At 71.8% G+C, this 15901-nt stretch carries 14 protein-coding genes; 12 read left to right on the top strand and 2 right to left on the bottom strand.

Annotated features, from left to right (window positions below; translation table 11 throughout):
• From JF597_RS27575 to JF597_RS27555, 5 genes are all read left to right on the top strand, one after another.
• A partial coding sequence (locus JF597_RS27575; RefSeq protein ID WP_294001426.1) for a CdaR family transcriptional regulator occupies positions 1–939 on the top strand: 939 nt, incomplete at its 5' end.
• Positions 940–1109: 170 nt separating this feature from the next.
• The gene (locus JF597_RS27570) at positions 1110–1952 is read left to right on the top strand and encodes a nitrilase-related carbon-nitrogen hydrolase (RefSeq protein ID WP_294001423.1); all 843 of its coding nucleotides are present in this window, start codon (positions 1110–1112) and stop codon (positions 1950–1952) included.
• Positions 1953–2060: 108 nt separating this feature from the next.
• A complete protein-coding gene (gene hydA, locus JF597_RS27565) occupies positions 2061–3464 on the top strand; it encodes a dihydropyrimidinase (RefSeq protein WP_294001420.1) in 1404 nt (467 codons plus the stop codon).
• Between the two features lie 11 nt (positions 3465–3475).
• The gene (locus JF597_RS27560) at positions 3476–4495 is read left to right on the top strand and encodes a TIGR03842 family LLM class F420-dependent oxidoreductase (RefSeq protein ID WP_294001417.1); all 1020 of its coding nucleotides are present in this window, start codon (positions 3476–3478) and stop codon (positions 4493–4495) included.
• Between the two features lie 131 nt (positions 4496–4626).
• Complete coding sequence (locus JF597_RS27555; protein WP_294001415.1) at positions 4627–6147, top strand: NCS1 family nucleobase:cation symporter-1; 1521 nt, start codon at positions 4627–4629, stop codon at positions 6145–6147.
• 37 nt (positions 6148–6184) lie between these two features.
• Here JF597_RS27555 and JF597_RS27550 read toward each other — a convergent pair whose 3' ends face one another.
• Positions 6185–6868, bottom strand: a complete 684-nt coding sequence (locus tag JF597_RS27550) for a hypothetical protein (protein ID WP_294001412.1) — start codon at positions 6866–6868, stop codon at positions 6185–6187.
• A gap of 259 nt (positions 6869–7127) precedes the next feature.
• The gene (locus JF597_RS27545; RefSeq protein ID WP_294001409.1) at positions 7128–7394 is read right to left on the bottom strand and encodes a GlsB/YeaQ/YmgE family stress response membrane protein; all 267 of its coding nucleotides are present in this window, start codon (positions 7392–7394) and stop codon (positions 7128–7130) included.
• A 267-nt stretch (positions 7395–7661) separates the two neighbouring features.
• On the opposite strand from JF597_RS27545, the gene JF597_RS27540 reads away from it, so the two are divergent.
• The 7 genes from JF597_RS27540 to JF597_RS27510 all read left to right on the top strand — a co-directional run bounded on the left by JF597_RS27540 (position 7662) and on the right by JF597_RS27510 (position 15839).
• Positions 7662–8024: a metalloregulator ArsR/SmtB family transcription factor gene (locus tag JF597_RS27540; protein ID WP_294001407.1), complete on the top strand. Its 363-nt coding sequence runs from the start codon at positions 7662–7664 to the stop codon at positions 8022–8024.
• Between the two features lie 226 nt (positions 8025–8250).
• Positions 8251–9948 (top strand): LCP family protein, encoded by a 1698-nt coding sequence (locus JF597_RS27535; protein ID WP_294001405.1) that lies wholly within the window; start codon positions 8251–8253, stop codon positions 9946–9948.
• A gap of 102 nt (positions 9949–10050) precedes the next feature.
• Positions 10051–11865, top strand: coding sequence for a gamma-glutamyltransferase (locus JF597_RS27530; RefSeq protein WP_294001403.1), 1815 nt, complete (start codon positions 10051–10053; stop codon positions 11863–11865).
• A gap of 131 nt (positions 11866–11996) precedes the next feature.
• Entirely contained in the window at positions 11997–12845 is an 849-nt protein-coding gene (locus tag JF597_RS27525; protein WP_294001400.1) for an inositol monophosphatase family protein, read from the top strand.
• An 84-nt stretch (positions 12846–12929) separates the two neighbouring features.
• Positions 12930–14339, top strand: coding sequence for an NAD(P)/FAD-dependent oxidoreductase (locus tag JF597_RS27520; RefSeq protein ID WP_294001398.1), 1410 nt, complete (start codon positions 12930–12932; stop codon positions 14337–14339).
• A complete protein-coding gene (locus tag JF597_RS27515) occupies positions 14336–14845 on the top strand; it encodes an O-acetyl-ADP-ribose deacetylase (RefSeq protein WP_294001395.1) in 510 nt (169 codons plus the stop codon). Before JF597_RS27520 ends, JF597_RS27515 begins: the two co-directional genes overlap by 4 nt.
• Before the next feature lie 67 nt (positions 14846–14912).
• Positions 14913–15839 carry a YhjD/YihY/BrkB family envelope integrity protein gene (locus tag JF597_RS27510; protein ID WP_294001392.1) on the top strand — a complete coding sequence of 309 codons (927 nt, stop codon included), beginning with the start codon at positions 14913–14915 and terminating at the stop codon, positions 15837–15839.
• The last annotated feature ends 62 nt before the right edge of the window (positions 15840–15901 follow it).

Below are 15901 nucleotides of genomic sequence, written 5' to 3'. Positions count from 1 at the left end.
CAGGCCGGCGGCGGCGCGGCCGACGGCTGGATCCGTGCCGAACTGGGCGGCCGGGGCGAGCGCTGGGGCCAGATCATGCTCTGCGGCTACCGCGGCGACACCGCCACCGGCCGGCTCCTGGCCGACCGGGGCGCCGAGGCCCTCGTCCTGCACCGCATGCTCGGCGGCGGCTCCGCCCACACCTGGGAGGAGCAGTCCGCCCAGAGCCTGCTGACCGACCTGGTCTCCGGGGTCGTACCGGCCCGCCAGCTGCTCCCCAGGGCCCGGGCGGCCGGTCTCCCGGTCAACCGGCGGAGCTTCGTCCCGCTCGTCGTACGGGACGCCGAGCCGGCCCAGCTGGAGCGGATCCTGCGCCTGCTGGGCCTGCCCGGACTCGTCGCCGAGCTCACCGAGCGCACCACCGCCGTCCTCCTCAGCCTCGCCCGCGACCAGGACGCCGACGCCCTCGCCGCGCACTTCGCCGCCCGGCTGCACGGTGAGTCGGCGGGGCCCCGGGCGGTGGTCGCCGCCGCGGGCGCACGTCCCCTCTGGGACGACGTGCCGGTCGGCCTGCGCGAGGCTCAGCACGTCGCCGACGCGGTCGCCGACAGCACCGCCGCCCTCGACCTGCCGCCCGTCGTACGGCTCAGGGACGTCCACCTGCGTGGCCTGATCCGGCTGCTGCGGGACGACCCGCACGTCCAGTCCTTCGCCGAGCGCGAGCTGGACGGCCTGCTGTGCGGGAACGGCACCGACCAGGACCTCCTCGGCGTCCTGCGGACCTACCTCGCCACCGGCCGCAACAAGTCCCGCACCGCCCAGCTCCACCACGTCTCCCGCCCCGCGCTGTACCGCCGCCTGGAGGCGATACAGACCCGGCTCGGCGTCGACCTGGACGACTTCGAGCAGGCGGCCTCCGTGCACATCGCACTCCTCGCGCACGACGCGCAACAGCAGTGAAACATGCGACGACCTGGGAAAACGGCGGTGAAACATGGGCCGAAGGCAGCGTGACACGGTGCCACGCCGGGTGCCCGCAGACGTGACACGGTGGCAATCGAAGCCCGCTTTCGGACTTCCTAGGCTCCTCGCACATCGAGCGACACACGCCCGAGCGACCGGAGGTCCCGATGAGCCGAGTGATTCGTGCCGCCCTCTTCCAGACCGCCTGGACCGGCGACAAGGAGTCGATGATCCAGGTCCACGAGCAGGCCGCCCGCGACGCGGCCGCGCAGGGCGCGCAGGTCCTGTGCTTCCAGGAGCTGTTCTACGGGCCCTACTTCTGCCAGGTCCAGGACAAGGCCTTCTACGAGTACGCCGAGCAGGTCCCGGACGGCCCGGTCGTCCAGCGCTTCCAGGCCCTCGCCCGCGAACTGGGCCTCGTCCTGATCCTGCCGGTGTACGAGGAGGAGCAGCCCGGCGTCCTCTACAACACCGCCGCCGTGATCGACGCCGACGGCTCGTACCTCGGCAAGTACCGCAAGCACCACATCCCCCAGGTCCCGGGATTCTGGGAGAAGTTCTACTTCCGTCCGGGGAACGCCGGCTGGCCGGTCTTCGAGACGGCCGTCGGGAAGATCGGCGTCTACATCTGCTACGACCGCCACTTCCCCGAAGGCTGGCGGGCGCTGGGCCTCGCGGGTGCCGAGATCGTCTTCAACCCGTCGGCCACCTCGCGCGGGCTCTCCCGCTACCTGTGGCAGCTGGAGCAGCCAGCGGCGGCCGTCGCCAACGAGTACTTCGTCGGCGCGATCAACCGGGTCGGCGTCGAGGAACTGGGCGACAACGACTTCTACGGGACCTCGTACTTCGTGGACCCGGAAGGCCAGTTCGCCGGCGAGGTCGCCTCCGACAAGGAGACCGAACTCGTCGTCCGCGACCTGGACCTGGCCAAGCTTCGCGAGGTCCGCGACCGCTGGCAGTTCTTCCGCGACCGCCGCCCGGACGCGTACGGCCCCATCACCGCGCCGTAGCTGCAGCGCCCCTTGAGGGGCGCTGGGGGTCCCCCGGCCGAAGGCTGGGGGAGGAACTGCGCGACCAGCCACGTCGGACCCGCACGTGACCACGAAGGAGAGGACCCCATGACCGGCCGGACAGTAATCCGCGGCGGACTCGTCATCACCGCGTCCGACGAGATCCACGCCGACGTCCTGATCGAGGACGGCCGCATCGCCGCCCTCGCGGCGACCGGCACCCCCGCCGCCGACGCCTTCACCGCCGAGCACACCATCGACGCCACCGGCAAGTACGTCATCCCGGGCGGCGTCGACGCCCACACCCACATGGAACTGCCGTTCGGCGGCACCTTCGCCTCCGACACCTTCGAGACCGGCACCCGGGCCGCGGCCTGGGGCGGTACGACCACCATCGTCGACTTCGCGGTGCAGAGCGTCGGGCACAGCCTGCGCGAGGGCCTCGATGCCTGGCACGCCAAGGCCGAGGGCAACTGCGCCATCGACTACGGCTTCCACATGATCGTCTCCGACGTGAACCAGGAGACGCTCAAGGAGATGGACCTGCTGGTCGAGGAGGGCGTGACCTCCTTCAAGCAGTTCATGGCCTACCCGGGCGTCTTCTACTCCGACGACGGCCAGATCCTGCGCGCCATGCAGCGCTCCGCCGAGAACGGCGGCCTGATCATGATGCACGCCGAGAATGGCATCGCCATCGACGTGCTGGTGGAACAGGCGCTGGCCCGCGGCGAGACGGACCCCCGCTACCACGGCGAGGTCCGCAAGGCCCTCCTCGAGGCCGAGGCCACCCACCGCGCCATCAGGCTCGCCCAGGTGGCCGGCGCCCCGCTCTACGTCGTGCACGTCTCCGCGATGGAGGCGGTCGCCGAACTGGCCCGCGCCCGCGACGAGGGGCTCCCCGTCTTCGGCGAGACCTGCCCCCAGTACCTCTTCCTCTCCACCGACAACCTCGCCGAACCCGACTTCGAGGGCTCGAAGTACGTGTGCTCGACACCCCTGCGCCCCAAGGAGCACCAGGCCAAGCTCTGGCAGGGCCTGAGGACCAACGACCTCCAGGTCGTCTCCACCGACCACTGCCCCTTCTGCTTCGTCGGCCAGAAGGAACTCGGCCGCGGCGACTTCTCGAAGATCCCCAACGGCCTGCCCGGTGTCGAGAACCGGATGGACCTGCTCCACCAGGCCGTCGTCGACGGGCACATCACGCGCCGCCGGTGGATCGAGATCGCCTGCGCCACCCCGGCCCGGATGTTCGGCATGTATCCGAAGAAGGGCACCATCACCCCGGGTGCCGACGCCGACGTCGTCATCTACGACCCGCACGCCGAGCAGGTCGTCTCCGCCGAGACCCACCACATGAACGTCGACTACTCGGCGTACGAGGGCAAGCGCCTCACCGGCCGGGTCGAGACGGTCCTCTCGCGCGGCGTACCCGTGATCACCGAGCGGGAGTACACCGGACACGCCGGGCACGGCGTCTACACCCCGCGCTCCACCTGTCAGTACCTCAACTAGGAGACGTGCCCATGGACTTCGGACTCGTCCTGCAGACCGACCCGCCGGCCTCCCGGGTCATCAGCCTGATGAAACGGGCCGAACGCAACGGCTTCCGGTACGGCTGGACCTTCGACTCCGCCGTGCTCTGGCAGGAGCCGTTCGTGATCTACAGCCAGATCCTCGCCAACACCAGCAAACTGACGGTGGGGCCGATGGTCACCAATCCGGGCACCCGCACCTGGGAGGTCACCGCCTCCACCTTCGCCACCCTCAACGACATGTTCGGCAACCGCACGGTCTGCGGCATCGGCCGCGGCGACTCTGCGATGCGGGTGGCCGGCCGCAAGCCCAACACCCTCGCCCGCATCAGCGAGGCCATGAAGGTCATCCGCGCCCTCGGCCGGGGTGAGGAGGCCGACCTCGGCGGTACCGTCGTCCGGTTCCCGTGGATCAAGCCGGGTGCCGAACTCCCGGTCTGGATGGCCGCGTACGGCCCGAAGGCCCTGAAGATGACCGGGGAGGAGGCCGACGGCTTCATCCTCCAGCTCTCCGACCTCTACCTCACCGAGTACATGGTCAAGGCGGTGAAGGACGCCGCCGTGGCCGCCGGACGCGACCCGTCCGAGGTGCGGATCTGCGTCGCCGCCCCCGCCTACGTCACCGAGGACGACTCGCCCGAGGCCCTCGCCCACGCCCGCGACCAGTGCCGCTGGTTCGGCGGCATGGTCGGCAACCACGTGGCCGACCTGGTCGCCAAGTACGGCCAGCACTCCGCCGCCGTACCCGACGAACTCACCGACTACATCAAGGCCCGCCAGGGCTACGACTACTCGCACCACGGACGCAGCGGCAACCCCGACACCGAGTTCGTGCCCGACGAGATCGTCGACCGCTTCTGCGTCATCGGCCCGGCCGAGAAGCACATCGAGAAGCTGAACGCCCTGCGCGAGCTGGGCGTCGACCAGTTCGCCGTCTACGACATGCACGACGCGCAGGAGGCCACCATCGACGCGTACGGGACGAAGGTCATCCCGGCCGTCAACGGCTAGCCCCTCCTGGCAGTTGGTCTCCCCCTTCCCGCCGTCCCGGGAAGGGGGTCAGGGCGCACCCCACACGCGTACCCCCCCCCGCCCCGCCCGCACGGCCTTTCCCGTCCCACCTCACCCCGATTGGCCTGCCCATGACCGACACCGCTCCCTCCGCCATACCCCTGTCCGGTCAAGTCGCCCTCCCCGACGGGCGCGTCGAGCTCACCCCGGACTCCCCGCCGCCGAGCGGTCCGTACGCCAACGAGGACCTGCTGCCGGTCCCCGTCGCCAAGCGCACCTGGACCACGTACAACTTCTCCGCGCTCTGGGTCGGCATGGCCCACAACACGGCCTCCTGGACCCTGGCCTCCGGGCTGATCGCGGTCGGCATGGACTGGAAACAGGCCGTGTTCACCATCGCCCTCGCCAACCTCGTCGTCCTCGTCCCGATGCTGCTCACCGGGCACGCCGGACCCAAGTACGGCATCCCCTTCCCGGTCTTCGCCCGTGCCTCCTTCGGCGTGCGCGGTGCCAACCTCCCCGCCGTCGTACGGGCGTTGGTGGCCTGCGGCTGGTTCGGCATCCAGACCTGGATCGGCGGCGAGGCCATCTACTTCCTGGCCGGCAAGCTGATCGGCGACAGCTGGGCGAACGCCTCGCACATCGGCGGCTACGCCTGGACCATGTGGCTGTCGTTCGCGCTCTTCTGGGTGCTCCAGGTCGCGATCATCTACCGGGGCATGGAGACGATCCGCCGCTTCGAGAACTGGGCCGCGCCCTTCGTCCTGGTCGGCGCGGTCGTGATGCTGGTCTGGATGAGCAACAAGGCCGGCGGCCTCGGCCCGCTCTTCGACCAGCCCTCCAAGCTCGGCTGGGGCGGCGGCTTCTGGAAGATCTTCTGGCCGTCCCTGATGGGCATGATCGGCTTCTGGTCGACGCTGTCGCTGAACATCCCCGACTTCACCCGGTACGGGAAGAGCCAGAAGGCCCAGACGTGGGGGCAGGCGCTCGGTCTGCCGACCACCATGACGCTCTTCGCGTTCCTCTCCGTCCTGGTGACCTCCGGCTCGCAGGCCGTGTACGGGCAGCCGATCTGGGACCCGGTGCAGCTGGCCGCCAAGACGGACAACGTGGTCGGCCTGCTCTACGCCCTGGTCACGGTCCTCGTCGCGACGCTCTCCGTGAACATCGCGGCCAACCTGGTCTCGCCCGCCTTCGACTTCTCCAACATCGCGCCCCGGAAGATCAGTTTCCGTACCGGCGCCCTGATCACCTCGGTCCTCGCGGTGCTGATCTTCCCGTGGAAGCTCTACTCCGACCCGCAGGGCTACATCTTCACCTGGCTCGGCCTGGTCGGCGGCCTGCTCGGCACGGTCGCCGGCATCCTCGTCGCCGACTACTGGATCCTGCGCCGCACCCGGCTCGACCTGACCGACCTGTACCGCACGGGCGGCCGCTACTGGTACGACGGCGGCTGGAACTGGCGGGCGGTCGTCGCCTTCCTCGTCGGCGGCATCCTCGCGGTCGGCGGCGCCAGCTTCAAACCGCTGATCGACGGCCGCCCCGTCCCGGCCCTGTCCTCGCTCGCCGACTACGGCTGGGCGGTCGGGCTCGGCACCTCCCTGGTGCTGTACCTGGGGCTGACCCTGCTGGTGCGGCCCAAGGAGGCGTGACCGGAGGAGGAGTGCGTGCGAAGGGCGGCCAGGCCGGCTACTGGCTGCCCTTCAGCGCGGTCACCGCGGCCTTCGCCGCCTGGATGGCGCCCTTGTTGATCACGTCCGTGCTCGGCGCCTTCTTGGACTCGAAGTCGCTGCCGTTGTAGGTGACGACCACCAGCGCGTTGGAGACCTGGGCCATCACGACGCCCTCGCGGGTCTGCTGCTTGTCCTCGGTGGTGAGGTTCACGACCGAGTAGCCGCTGTCGCCGAGCCCCGGCACCGCCCCGCCGCCGCTCTTCTCGGCGACCCGGTCCTTGTACTCCTTCGCCGCGGCCGCGTCCGTGTCCATGATCTCGTAGGAGACGTCGAGCCAGCGGTAGTCGTACCCCTTGAGCGCGTTCCACGAGCAGGTGCGGCGCAGCTTGGTGTCGGTGGAGGGGATCTCCTTGCCGGCCGTCTTCGCACCGGGCACCAGCGACTTGACGGTGGCCACCGGGATGCTGCCGCAGGGGGCGGGGGAGGCGGCGTACGTCTTGGTGGCCGAGGTGGCCGCGGAGGACGTCGACGGGGAGTCGCCCGCCGACTGGCCGGCCGCCTGCTGGGCCGAGGTGTCACCGGAGGCGCTCGTGGACTTCGTCGTGTCCGGGCCCGACGCCATCACCCAGCCCGCACAGGCGAGCACGGCGACCGGCGTCAGGCGCGCGGTGAGGGCGAGCGGCAGTGGAAGAGAACGCAAGTCGCACTTCTCGCTGGGGGACGGTGTGCGGAGGAGTCCACACTGCGGACGGGACGCCAGTTTCACACGAGTCCCTGTGGGGCGGTAGTGGAATCCGTGCCTTGCCTGTGGGCCGGATACGGCGCCCTGTTGACGGCGGCCGCGGGCCGTCCCCGTACATCCGGAATGTCGCGCGTGCGGGGTCCCTGTACATCCGGAATGTCGTGACTGCATCCGGGCCGCGAGGGTGACCGGGGTCACCGTCTCGCCCGTGCGCCGCTCAGTCGCGCGAGTTGCCGAACAGCAGCCGGTAGCCGACGAGGAGGACCAGGGAACCGGCGATCGCGGCGCCCCAGGTGTAGAGGTCGAAGAAGTGCTTCTCCACCGGGCGGTCGAGGAAGCGTGCGGAGAGCCAGCCGCCCACGAAGGCGCCCGCGATGCCGATGAGGGTGGTGCCGATCGGGCCACCCGGGTCGCGGCCGGGCAGCAGGACCTTGGCGATGGCTCCGGCGAGGAGACCCAGGACGACCCAGCCGATGATGCCCACGTTCGTTGTCCTCCAGTGCGCGTACTGCTTCGTGAATGCCGCAGCTCCGCGGGGCGCTGCTCCGCTGAGTTGCGTTGTTGCGCAAGCCTAGGAACGGGAACGCCCGTCGGATACGCCTGACGTCGAGCCGTCGATGATCTGTCACCCGCCCATGACAATGCGGAGAACACGTCGCGGACTTCGCGGGGAGGCCGTGCGGGGGGCGGTGACCGTACGCCTACACTGAGTGGGCGTCTGTGCGGAGACAGTGACGGGAGGGAGCCGGCTGTGGCGGAGGGCACCGATGGCTTCACGGACCCCTCCGACGGGGTGCTGACGGAGGCGGCCGCGGTGTTCGGCCTGCTCGCCTCGCCGGCCCGGCTGCACATCATGTGGGCGCTGTCCCAGGGCGAGAGCGACGTGACGCGCCTCGCCGACCGGGTAGGCGGCGCCCTGCCGGCGGTCAGCCAGCACCTGGCCAAGCTTCGGCTGGCCGGTCTGGTGCGGTCCCGGCGGGAGGGCCGGCGGCAGGTCTACTACGTGGACGATCCGGACATCGTGACCGTCGTACGCGTGACCGTCGGACAGCTAGCCGCGCGCTCGCACCAGGCCCCGGTGCCGGTGCGGCGGTTGTACGAGGCGGGTGTCTGACCGGCTGACGGGGGCGGGGGCGCGAGGGCGGACGGCAGGTGTGTCCTGGAGGTTTCATGAGATGCCTCACCTGTGAATTCGGGTGGGGCTTGTGCTGCCGGGGCTATGGGTTTGTTAGATTGCGCAATCACGCAACCCAAATGGGCCCACCTCGCGGCTGCCCGTATCCCGCCGTACAAGCCCGACCGTACCCGCAGACGGACCCGACCGTTCATGGGAGTGGAAGATGACCGACCCGTGGGACGGCCCGGGAAGCCAGGCCACACGCAGCCGCACCGACCGGGTGCCCGGACAGCGTGGGGCGCTGCCTGACGGGACGCGGCCGACCGGTGGCCGGGCCGCCGCCCGGCAGGCGGCCAAGGGCCGCGGCGGCAGGGGCTCCCGGCGGGCGAAGACGGCCGGCCGCGGCAAGCGGGTCCTGAAGATCCTGGGGCTGTGCACGGCCGTCCTGGTGCTGGTCACGGCCGGTGCCGGCTGGTGGTTCTACCAGCACCTCAACGGCAACATCAACAGCGTCTCCCTCGACGGCAAGGGCGGCACCGAGAAGGCCGACGCGTTCGGCCGGACCCCGATCAACATCCTGGTGATCGGATCGGACGCCCGGACCAGCAAGACCGACTGCAAGCTCGGCGGCGGCTGCAAGACGACCGGCGTCCAGACCGGCTACGGCAACGCGGACGTGGAGATGGTGGTGCACATAGCCGCCGACCGCTCCAACGCCACGGTCATGAGCATCCCCCGTGACACCATGGTCGACGTGCCCGCCTGCAAGGACAGCAACAGCGGACAGTCCACTCCCGGCTACTACGGCCAGGTCAACAGCGCCCTCGAGTACGGTCCGTCCTGCCAGGTCGCCACCATCCACCAGCTCACCGGCATACCCATCGACCACTTCGTCAAGCTGGACTTCTCCGGCGTGGTCAAGATGTCCGACGCGGTCGGCGGTGTCTCCGTGTGCGTCAACAACAACGTGTACGACACCTACTCGCACCTGAAGCTGTCCAAGGGCACCCACACCCTCAAGGGCGAGGCCGCGCTGGAGTTCGTCCGCTCCCGGCACGGCTTCGGCGACGGCAGCGACCTCGGCCGCACCGTCTCGCAGCACATCTTCCTCAGCGCGATGATCCGCAAGTTCAAGAGCGCGGGCACCCTCACCGACCCCGCCGCGGTCTACAGCCTCGCGGACGCGGCCACCAAGGCGCTGACCGTGGACGACGGCCTCGGCAGCGTAAAGAAGCTGATCTCGCTGGCGGCCGACGTGAACAAGGTCTCCACCAAGCGGATGACGTTCACCACCATGCAGACCGCGCCCGACCCGAACAACAGCAACCGGGTGGTGGTCGGCTCCGGTGCCAAGGACCTGTTCGCCACCATGGCCAACGACCAGTCGCTGACCACCAGTTCGGGCAAGAAGTCGTCGGCGGCCGCGGCGACCGCGAAGCCGACGCCCACCGCGACCGTCCCGGCCTCCCAGATCGCCGTGACCGTCGAGAACGGCACCGACATCACGGGCCGCGCCTCCGCCATCGCGAACTCCCTGATTTCCCAGGGCTTCAGCACCGGCACCAGCACGGCCAACGCGCCCAGCTCCGCGACCACGACCGCCCTGACCTACGGCAGCGGCGACAAGGCCGAGGCGCAGACCGTCGCCAAGGCCCTCGACATACCCGGCTCGCACGTCAAGGCGGGCAGCGGCACCGGCGTCACCCTGGTGATCGGCAGCGACTGGACCAGCGGCACCTCCTACCCGGCGAGCTCCGGCGACACCAAGGCCGCCGTCTCCAACGCCAACGCCTCGACCGCCGACGACTCCAAGACCTGCGCCAAGGTCAGCCAGTACAAGACGGTCAGCCTCAACGGGATCGCGATGACCCCGTCCCAGGCGTACGCGGCGGCGACGAACAAGCCCGACTCGGACAAGTGACGGGCAGAGGCGAGCCCCCCGACGGGGGTTCGCCCCGCCACGGCCGTGAAAGCATGTAACCGCCAGACACCTGGCCCGGCCGTGCGCACAGCGAGGTGACAGATGCAGTTCACCACCCGTCCCACCCTCCAGGGCACCTTCGGCATGGTGTCGTCCACGCACTGGCTGGCCTCCCAGTCGGCGATGGCGGTCCTGGAGAGCGGCGGCAACGCGTACGACGCCGCCGTCGCCGGCGCCTTCGTCCTGCACGTGGTCGAGCCGCACCTGAACGGACCGGCCGGCGAGGTGCCGATCCTGCTCGCCCCGGCCGGCGGCGAGGTGCGGGTGCTGTGCGGTCAGGGCGTGGCCCCGGCCGGTGCCACCGTCGCCCACTACCGCGGTCTCGGCCTGGACCTGGTACCCGGCACCGGCCCGCTGGCCGCGGCCGTCCCCGGCGCCTTCGACGCCTGGCTCCTCCTGCTGCGCGACCACGGCACCAAGCCGCTGGACGAGGTCCTGGCGTACGCCATCGGCTACGCCGAGCACGGGCACCCGCCCGTGGAGAACGTCGGCGCCACGGTGGAGAGCGTCCGGCAGCTGTTCGAGACCGAGTGGACGTCGTCGGCGGAGCTCTACCTGCCCGGCGGCCGGGCCCCCCGCCCCGGCGCGCTGTTCCGCAACCCCGCCCTCGCCGCCACCTGGCAGCGGCTGCTCACCGAGACCGCGGGCGCCGGGGACCGCGAGGCCCGGATCGACGCGGCCCGCGAGGTGTGGCGCACCGGCTTCATCGCCGAGGCGCTGGTACGGCAGGCCGCCCACCCCACCATGGACACCAGCGGCACCCGGCACACCGGCACCCTCACCGCCGCCGACCTGGCCGGCTGGTCCGCGGGCTACGAGAGCCCGGTCTCCTACGACTGGAACGGCTGGACCGTCTGCAAGGCGGGCCCGTGGAGCCAGGGGCCGGCCCTGCTCCAGCAGCTCGCCCTGCTGCCGCCCGAGCTGCCCGCCCACGGCTCCGCCGACTACGTCCACCTGCTCGTCGAGGGCTGCAAGCTCGCCATGGCCGACCGCGAGGCCTGGTACGGGGACGCGGCCGAGGTGCCGCTGGCCGAGCTGCTCTCGGACGCCTACAACGCGGGGCGGCGGGAGCTGATCGGCGCCAAGGCCTCCGACGAGCTGCGGCCGGGCAGCCCCGGCGGGCGCCTGCCCCGGCTCCCCGGGTACGCGCGCGTGGAGACCGGGAAGGACACCGCCTTCGACCCGATGGGCGCCGGTGAGCCGACGGTCGCGCAGGTACCCGGCGACCCCCAGGTCGCGGACGACGGCCGTACCCGGGGCGACACCTGCCACCTGGACGTCGTCGACCGCTGGGGCAACATGGTCGCGGCCACGCCCAGCGGCGGCTGGCTGCAGTCCAACCCCGTCGTACCCGAGCTGGGCTTCCCGCTCGGCACCCGGCTCCAGATGGCCTGGCTGGAGGAGGGCCTGCCCAACTCCCTCACCCCCGGCCGGCGCCCGCGCACCACCCTCACCCCGTCGATCGCCCTGCGCGACGGCGTGCCGGTGCTGGCCTTCGGCACGCCCGGCGGCGACCAGCAGGACCAGTGGCAGCTGCACTTCTTCCTCGCCGTCGCGCTGCGCGGCGAGGTCCGCGGCGGCCCGGACCTCCAGGGCGCGATCGACGCCCCGAACTGGCACAACGACAGCTTCCCCAGCTCCTTCTACCCGCGCGCCCGGCGCCCCGGGAGCGTCACCGTCGAGTCCCGCACGGACCCGGAGGTCGTGGCGGAGCTGCGGCGGCGCGGCCACGACGTGACGGTCGGGCCGGGCTGGTCGGAGGGACGGCTGTGCGCGGTGGCCAGGGACCCGGAGACCGGGGTGCTCTCGGCGGCGGCCAACCCGCGCGGGATGCAGGGCTACGCGGTGGGTCGCTGACGCCTCCCCGCTGACCTGGTACGTCCGCCGACGGGCCGCCCGCCGTCGGCACCGCCTGTTCGTCCGTATTCCATGTGCCGTACATCCGACCCGTGGGGACTGTTGTCAGCGGCGCGTGCTCTCATGGAGGCATGATCGAAGCAACGGAGACCATCGACGAGTTTCTCCTCCAGCACGGCGGTGACGTCGAGGACGCCATCCGCAAGGCCGCCCGGACCGAGATCCTGCCCCGCTGGCGCCGGCTCGCCGACCACGAGGTCGACCAGAAGAGCGGCCCGCACGACCTGGTGACCGACGCCGACCGGCTCGCCGAGCGGTACCTCACCGGGGAGCTCGCCGCGCTGCTGCCCGGCTCCCTCGTGGTCGGCGAGGAGGCGGTGCACGCCGACCCGGAGACCTACGAGGCGCTCCAGGGCGACAAGCCGGTGTGGATCGTCGACCCGGTCGACGGCACCCGGCAGTTCGTGCGCGGCGAGGACGGCTTCTGCACCATGGTCGCGCTCGCCCACCGGGGTGTCCTGCTCGCCTCCTGGATCTTCGCCCCGGCCCGCGAGCAACTCGCCACCGCGGCACGGGGCAAGGGCGCCTTCCTCGACGGCGAGCGGCTGTTCGCCGGTGCGCCCGAGCCCGGCCGGGACCTGCGGATCGCCACCTCCCACCCGGACTACACGACCGACGCGCAGAAGCGGGCGCTGTTCGCCGTGTGGACCGACGGCGTCGCGCCGCGCGCCTGCGGCTCCGCGGGCCTGGAGTATCTCGCCGTCGCCCGCGGCGAGTTGGACGCGACCGCGTTCTCCTGGGAGGCCGCCTGGGACCACGCGGCCGGGCTGCTGCTGGTCGAGGAGGCGGGCGGCGCCCACCGCACGCTCGCCGGCGAGCCGTTCCGGATCACCGGCGACAACGCCCTGCCGTTCACCGCCGCCCGCGACGCCGGCACCGTCCACCGGGTCGTGGACCTGCTGCTGAACCCGCACTGGTAACCCGAGCGAGGGGAGTGTCAGTCCCCCGGCATATCCTGAACCCGAGTGGCCATCGGCTGACGAAGGGGTCCGAAGGTGCCGTCGATGCTCGATGCGGTGGTGGTGGGGGCGGGGCCGAACGGCCTGACGGCCGCCGTGGAGCTGGCCCGGCGCGGTTTCTCCGTGGCGCTCTTCGAGGCGCGGGACACCGTGGGCGGCGGCGCCCGCACCGAGGAGCTGACCCTCCCCGGCTTCCGGCACGACCCGTGCTCCGCGGCCCACCCGCTCGCCATCAACTCGCCCGCGTTCCGCGCCCTGCCCCTGGAGCGCTACGGCCTCACGTGGCTGCACGCGGACCTGCCGATGGCGCACCCCTTCCCCGACGGCCGCGCGGCCGTGCTGGCCCGCTCCGTCGCCGAGACCGCGGCCTCCTTCGGCCCCCGGGACGCGGGCACCTACCGCAGGCTGGTCGAGCCGTTCCTGCCCAAGTGGGACACCCTGGCCCGGGACTTCATGTCCCTGCCGCTGACCGCGCTGCCCCGCGACCCGGTCACCCTCGCCCGGTTCGGCCTGGCCGGACTGCCGCCCGCCGCCCTGCTGCTGCGCCGCTTCCGCGACGAGCGGGCCCGCACCCTCTTCGCCGGACTCGTCGCCCACGTCATGGCCCCGCTGAGCGGCTTCGCCACCGGCGCCGTCGGCCTGGTCTTCGCGCTCGCCGCGCACGCCCGCGGCTGGCCGGTGGCCGCCGGTGGCTCCCAGGCCATCTCCGACGCCCTCGCCGGGTACCTGACGGACCTCGGCGGCGCGATCCACACCGACTACGAGGTCAAGCGCCTCGACGACCTGCCGCCCGCACGGTCGTACATCTTCGACACCTCGCCCACCGCGCTCGCCCGCATCGCCGGCCTCGGCAACTACTACCAGGACTACCGGTACGGCCCGGGCGTCTTCAAGATCGACTACGCGCTGGACGGCCCGGTCCCGTGGACGGCACCGGAGGCCCGCCGCGCCGGGACCGTGCAGATCGGCGCGGACAGCACGGAGATCGGCACCGCCCTGCGCGCCGCCGCCCGCGAGGGCCGTGCCCCCGACCGGCCGTTCATGATCACCGTGCAGCCCAGTGTGGTGGACCCGGGCCGTGCCCCCGAGGGCAAGCACGTCTTCTGGGCGTACGCCCACGTGCCGAGCGGCTGGACCGGCGACCTCACCGAGGTGATGGAGCGTCAACTGGAGCGCTTCGCCCCGGGGTTCCGCGACCGCGTGCTGGCCCGCGCCACCGCCGGCCCCGCCGAACTCGCCGCCCGCAACGCCAACTACGTCGGCGGCGACATCGGCACCGGCGCGGTCTCCGGCCTGCAGGTCATGCTGCGCCCCAAGCTCTCCCTCTTCCCCTACAGCACCCCGCACTCCGCCGTCTTCATCTGCTCCTCGGCCACCCCGCCGGGACCGGGCGTGCACGGCATGTCGGGGCACAACGCGGCGAAGGCCGTGTGGAGGAGGTTGCGGCAGTCATGACCCGTATCACCCTCGTCCAGGGCGACATCACCCGGCAGAGCGTCGACGCGATCGTCAACGCGGCCAACTCCTCCCTGCTCGGCGGCGGAGGCGTCGACGGCGCCATCCACCGTCGCGGCGGCCCCGACATCCTGGCGGAGTGCCGCAAGCTGCGTGCCTCGAAGTACGGCAAGGGCCTGCCCACCGGCCAGGCCGTCGCCACCACGGCCGGCGACCTCGACGCCCGGTGGGTCATCCACACCGTCGGCCCCGTGCACTCCACGAGCGAGGACCGCTCCGGCCTGCTCGCCTCCTGCTACCGCGAGTCCCTCAGGCGCGCCGACGAACTCGGCGCCCGCACGGTCGCCTTCCCCGCCGTCTCCACCGGGATCTACGGCTGGCCGATGGACGACGGCGCCCGGATCGCCGTCGCCACGGTCCGGGAGGCGGACACGGCCGTCGAGGAGGTGCGGTTCGTGCTCTTCGACGAGCGGGCCTACGAGGCCTTCGCCCGGCACCTGCACTGACGGCACGGCACGGGGTGCCGTCGCACCGCCCGCCCCGCACCCTGGACGGCAGGGAAAGGAGCAGGCGATGCCGACCACCGGGCGGAGGCCGCACACCGGGCCCCGGTTCGGTGTGTCCCGGTGGCGCGAGCGGACCGTACACCTGGTCGGCGCCGCGAAGGCCGCGCACCGGCGGGCGGAGACCCGCTTCCCGGTCGTCACGCACCTCGCCGACCGCTTGGTCTCCGTGAACATCTTCGACACCGCCACCCGCCTGGCCGCCCAGTGCTTCCTGACCGCCGTTCCGCTGCTCTTCGTCTTCGCCGCGTACGCCCCACCGGTCGTCCGGGACCAGCTGCTGCACTCGCTGCGCTCGGCGTTCGGACTGTCCGGCCCGGTCGACACCGGGATGCGGCAGCTGATGCAGCCCCCGAACGAGGACCTGCGGCAGACCACCGGCGTGGTCGGCGTCCTCATGGTGCTGATCTCGGCCACCGCCGTCAGCCGGGCCGTGCAACGGCTGTGCAAGCGCGCCTGGCAGCTCCCCCGGGGCGGCACCCGGATCGCGCCCTGGCGCTGGGTGGCCTGGCTCGCCCTGTGGATCGGCGCCCTGCTCCTGGAAGGCACCCTGCACAACGGCTTCGGCCTCGGCCTCTGGCTGGGCGTCCCCGTCACCCTCGTCTGCCAGACCGGCCTGTGGTGGTGGACCCAGCACCTGCTCCTCGGCGGCCGGATCAGCTGGCGACCCCTGCTGCCCGGCGCCCTGATCACGGCTGCCGCCCTCACCGCCCTGGCCGCCACGGCCCAGCTGTACATGCCGCTGACGCTCGAGCGCACCGTGGGCGAGTACGGCCCCGTGGGCTCGGTGTTCGTGCTGCTGTCCTGGCTGATCGTGGTCTGCCTGGTCGCCACCGTCAGCGTCTGCACCGGCGCGGTCATCGCCCAGGAGCCGTTCCTCGCCACCCGCCTCGGCAGCCCGCCGCCCCGCCGGGACCCGGGAGCACCGGCGTCCTGACGGCCTGCGCGGCGGCGGCAACCCTGGGATCCTGATCGTGCGGAGCGCCGGCCACGGCCGAC

The organism is Streptomyces sp., from assembly GCF_019510245.1.
Classification (GTDB): domain Bacteria; phylum Actinomycetota; class Actinomycetes; order Streptomycetales; family Streptomycetaceae; genus Streptomyces.
The sequence above is the reverse complement of the archived record's forward strand: the minus strand, read 5'-3'. Positions and strand labels throughout refer to the sequence as shown.

Excerpts from the sequence above, each read along its gene's own strand:
- JF597_RS27515 (WP_294001395.1), top strand. The coding sequence starts at position 14,336 with ATGACCCGTATCACCCTCGTCCAGGGCGACATCACCCGGCAGAGCGTC.
- JF597_RS27520 (WP_294001398.1), top strand. The coding sequence starts at position 12,930 with ATGCTCGATGCGGTGGTGGTGGGGGCGGGGCCGAACGGCCTGACGGCC.
- JF597_RS27535 (WP_294001405.1), top strand. The coding sequence starts at position 8,251 with ATGACCGACCCGTGGGACGGCCCGGGAAGCCAGGCCACACGCAGCCGC.
- JF597_RS27525 (WP_294001400.1), top strand. The coding sequence starts at position 11,997 with ATGATCGAAGCAACGGAGACCATCGACGAGTTTCTCCTCCAGCACGGC.
- JF597_RS27510 (WP_294001392.1), top strand. The coding sequence starts at position 14,913 with ATGCCGACCACCGGGCGGAGGCCGCACACCGGGCCCCGGTTCGGTGTG.
- JF597_RS27560 (WP_294001417.1), top strand. The coding sequence starts at position 3,476 with ATGGACTTCGGACTCGTCCTGCAGACCGACCCGCCGGCCTCCCGGGTC.
- JF597_RS27570 (WP_294001423.1), top strand. The coding sequence starts at position 1,110 with ATGAGCCGAGTGATTCGTGCCGCCCTCTTCCAGACCGCCTGGACCGGC.
- JF597_RS27555 (WP_294001415.1), top strand. The coding sequence starts at position 4,627 with ATGACCGACACCGCTCCCTCCGCCATACCCCTGTCCGGTCAAGTCGCC.
- hydA (WP_294001420.1), top strand. The coding sequence starts at position 2,061 with ATGACCGGCCGGACAGTAATCCGCGGCGGACTCGTCATCACCGCGTCC.
- JF597_RS27530 (WP_294001403.1), top strand. The coding sequence starts at position 10,051 with ATGCAGTTCACCACCCGTCCCACCCTCCAGGGCACCTTCGGCATGGTG.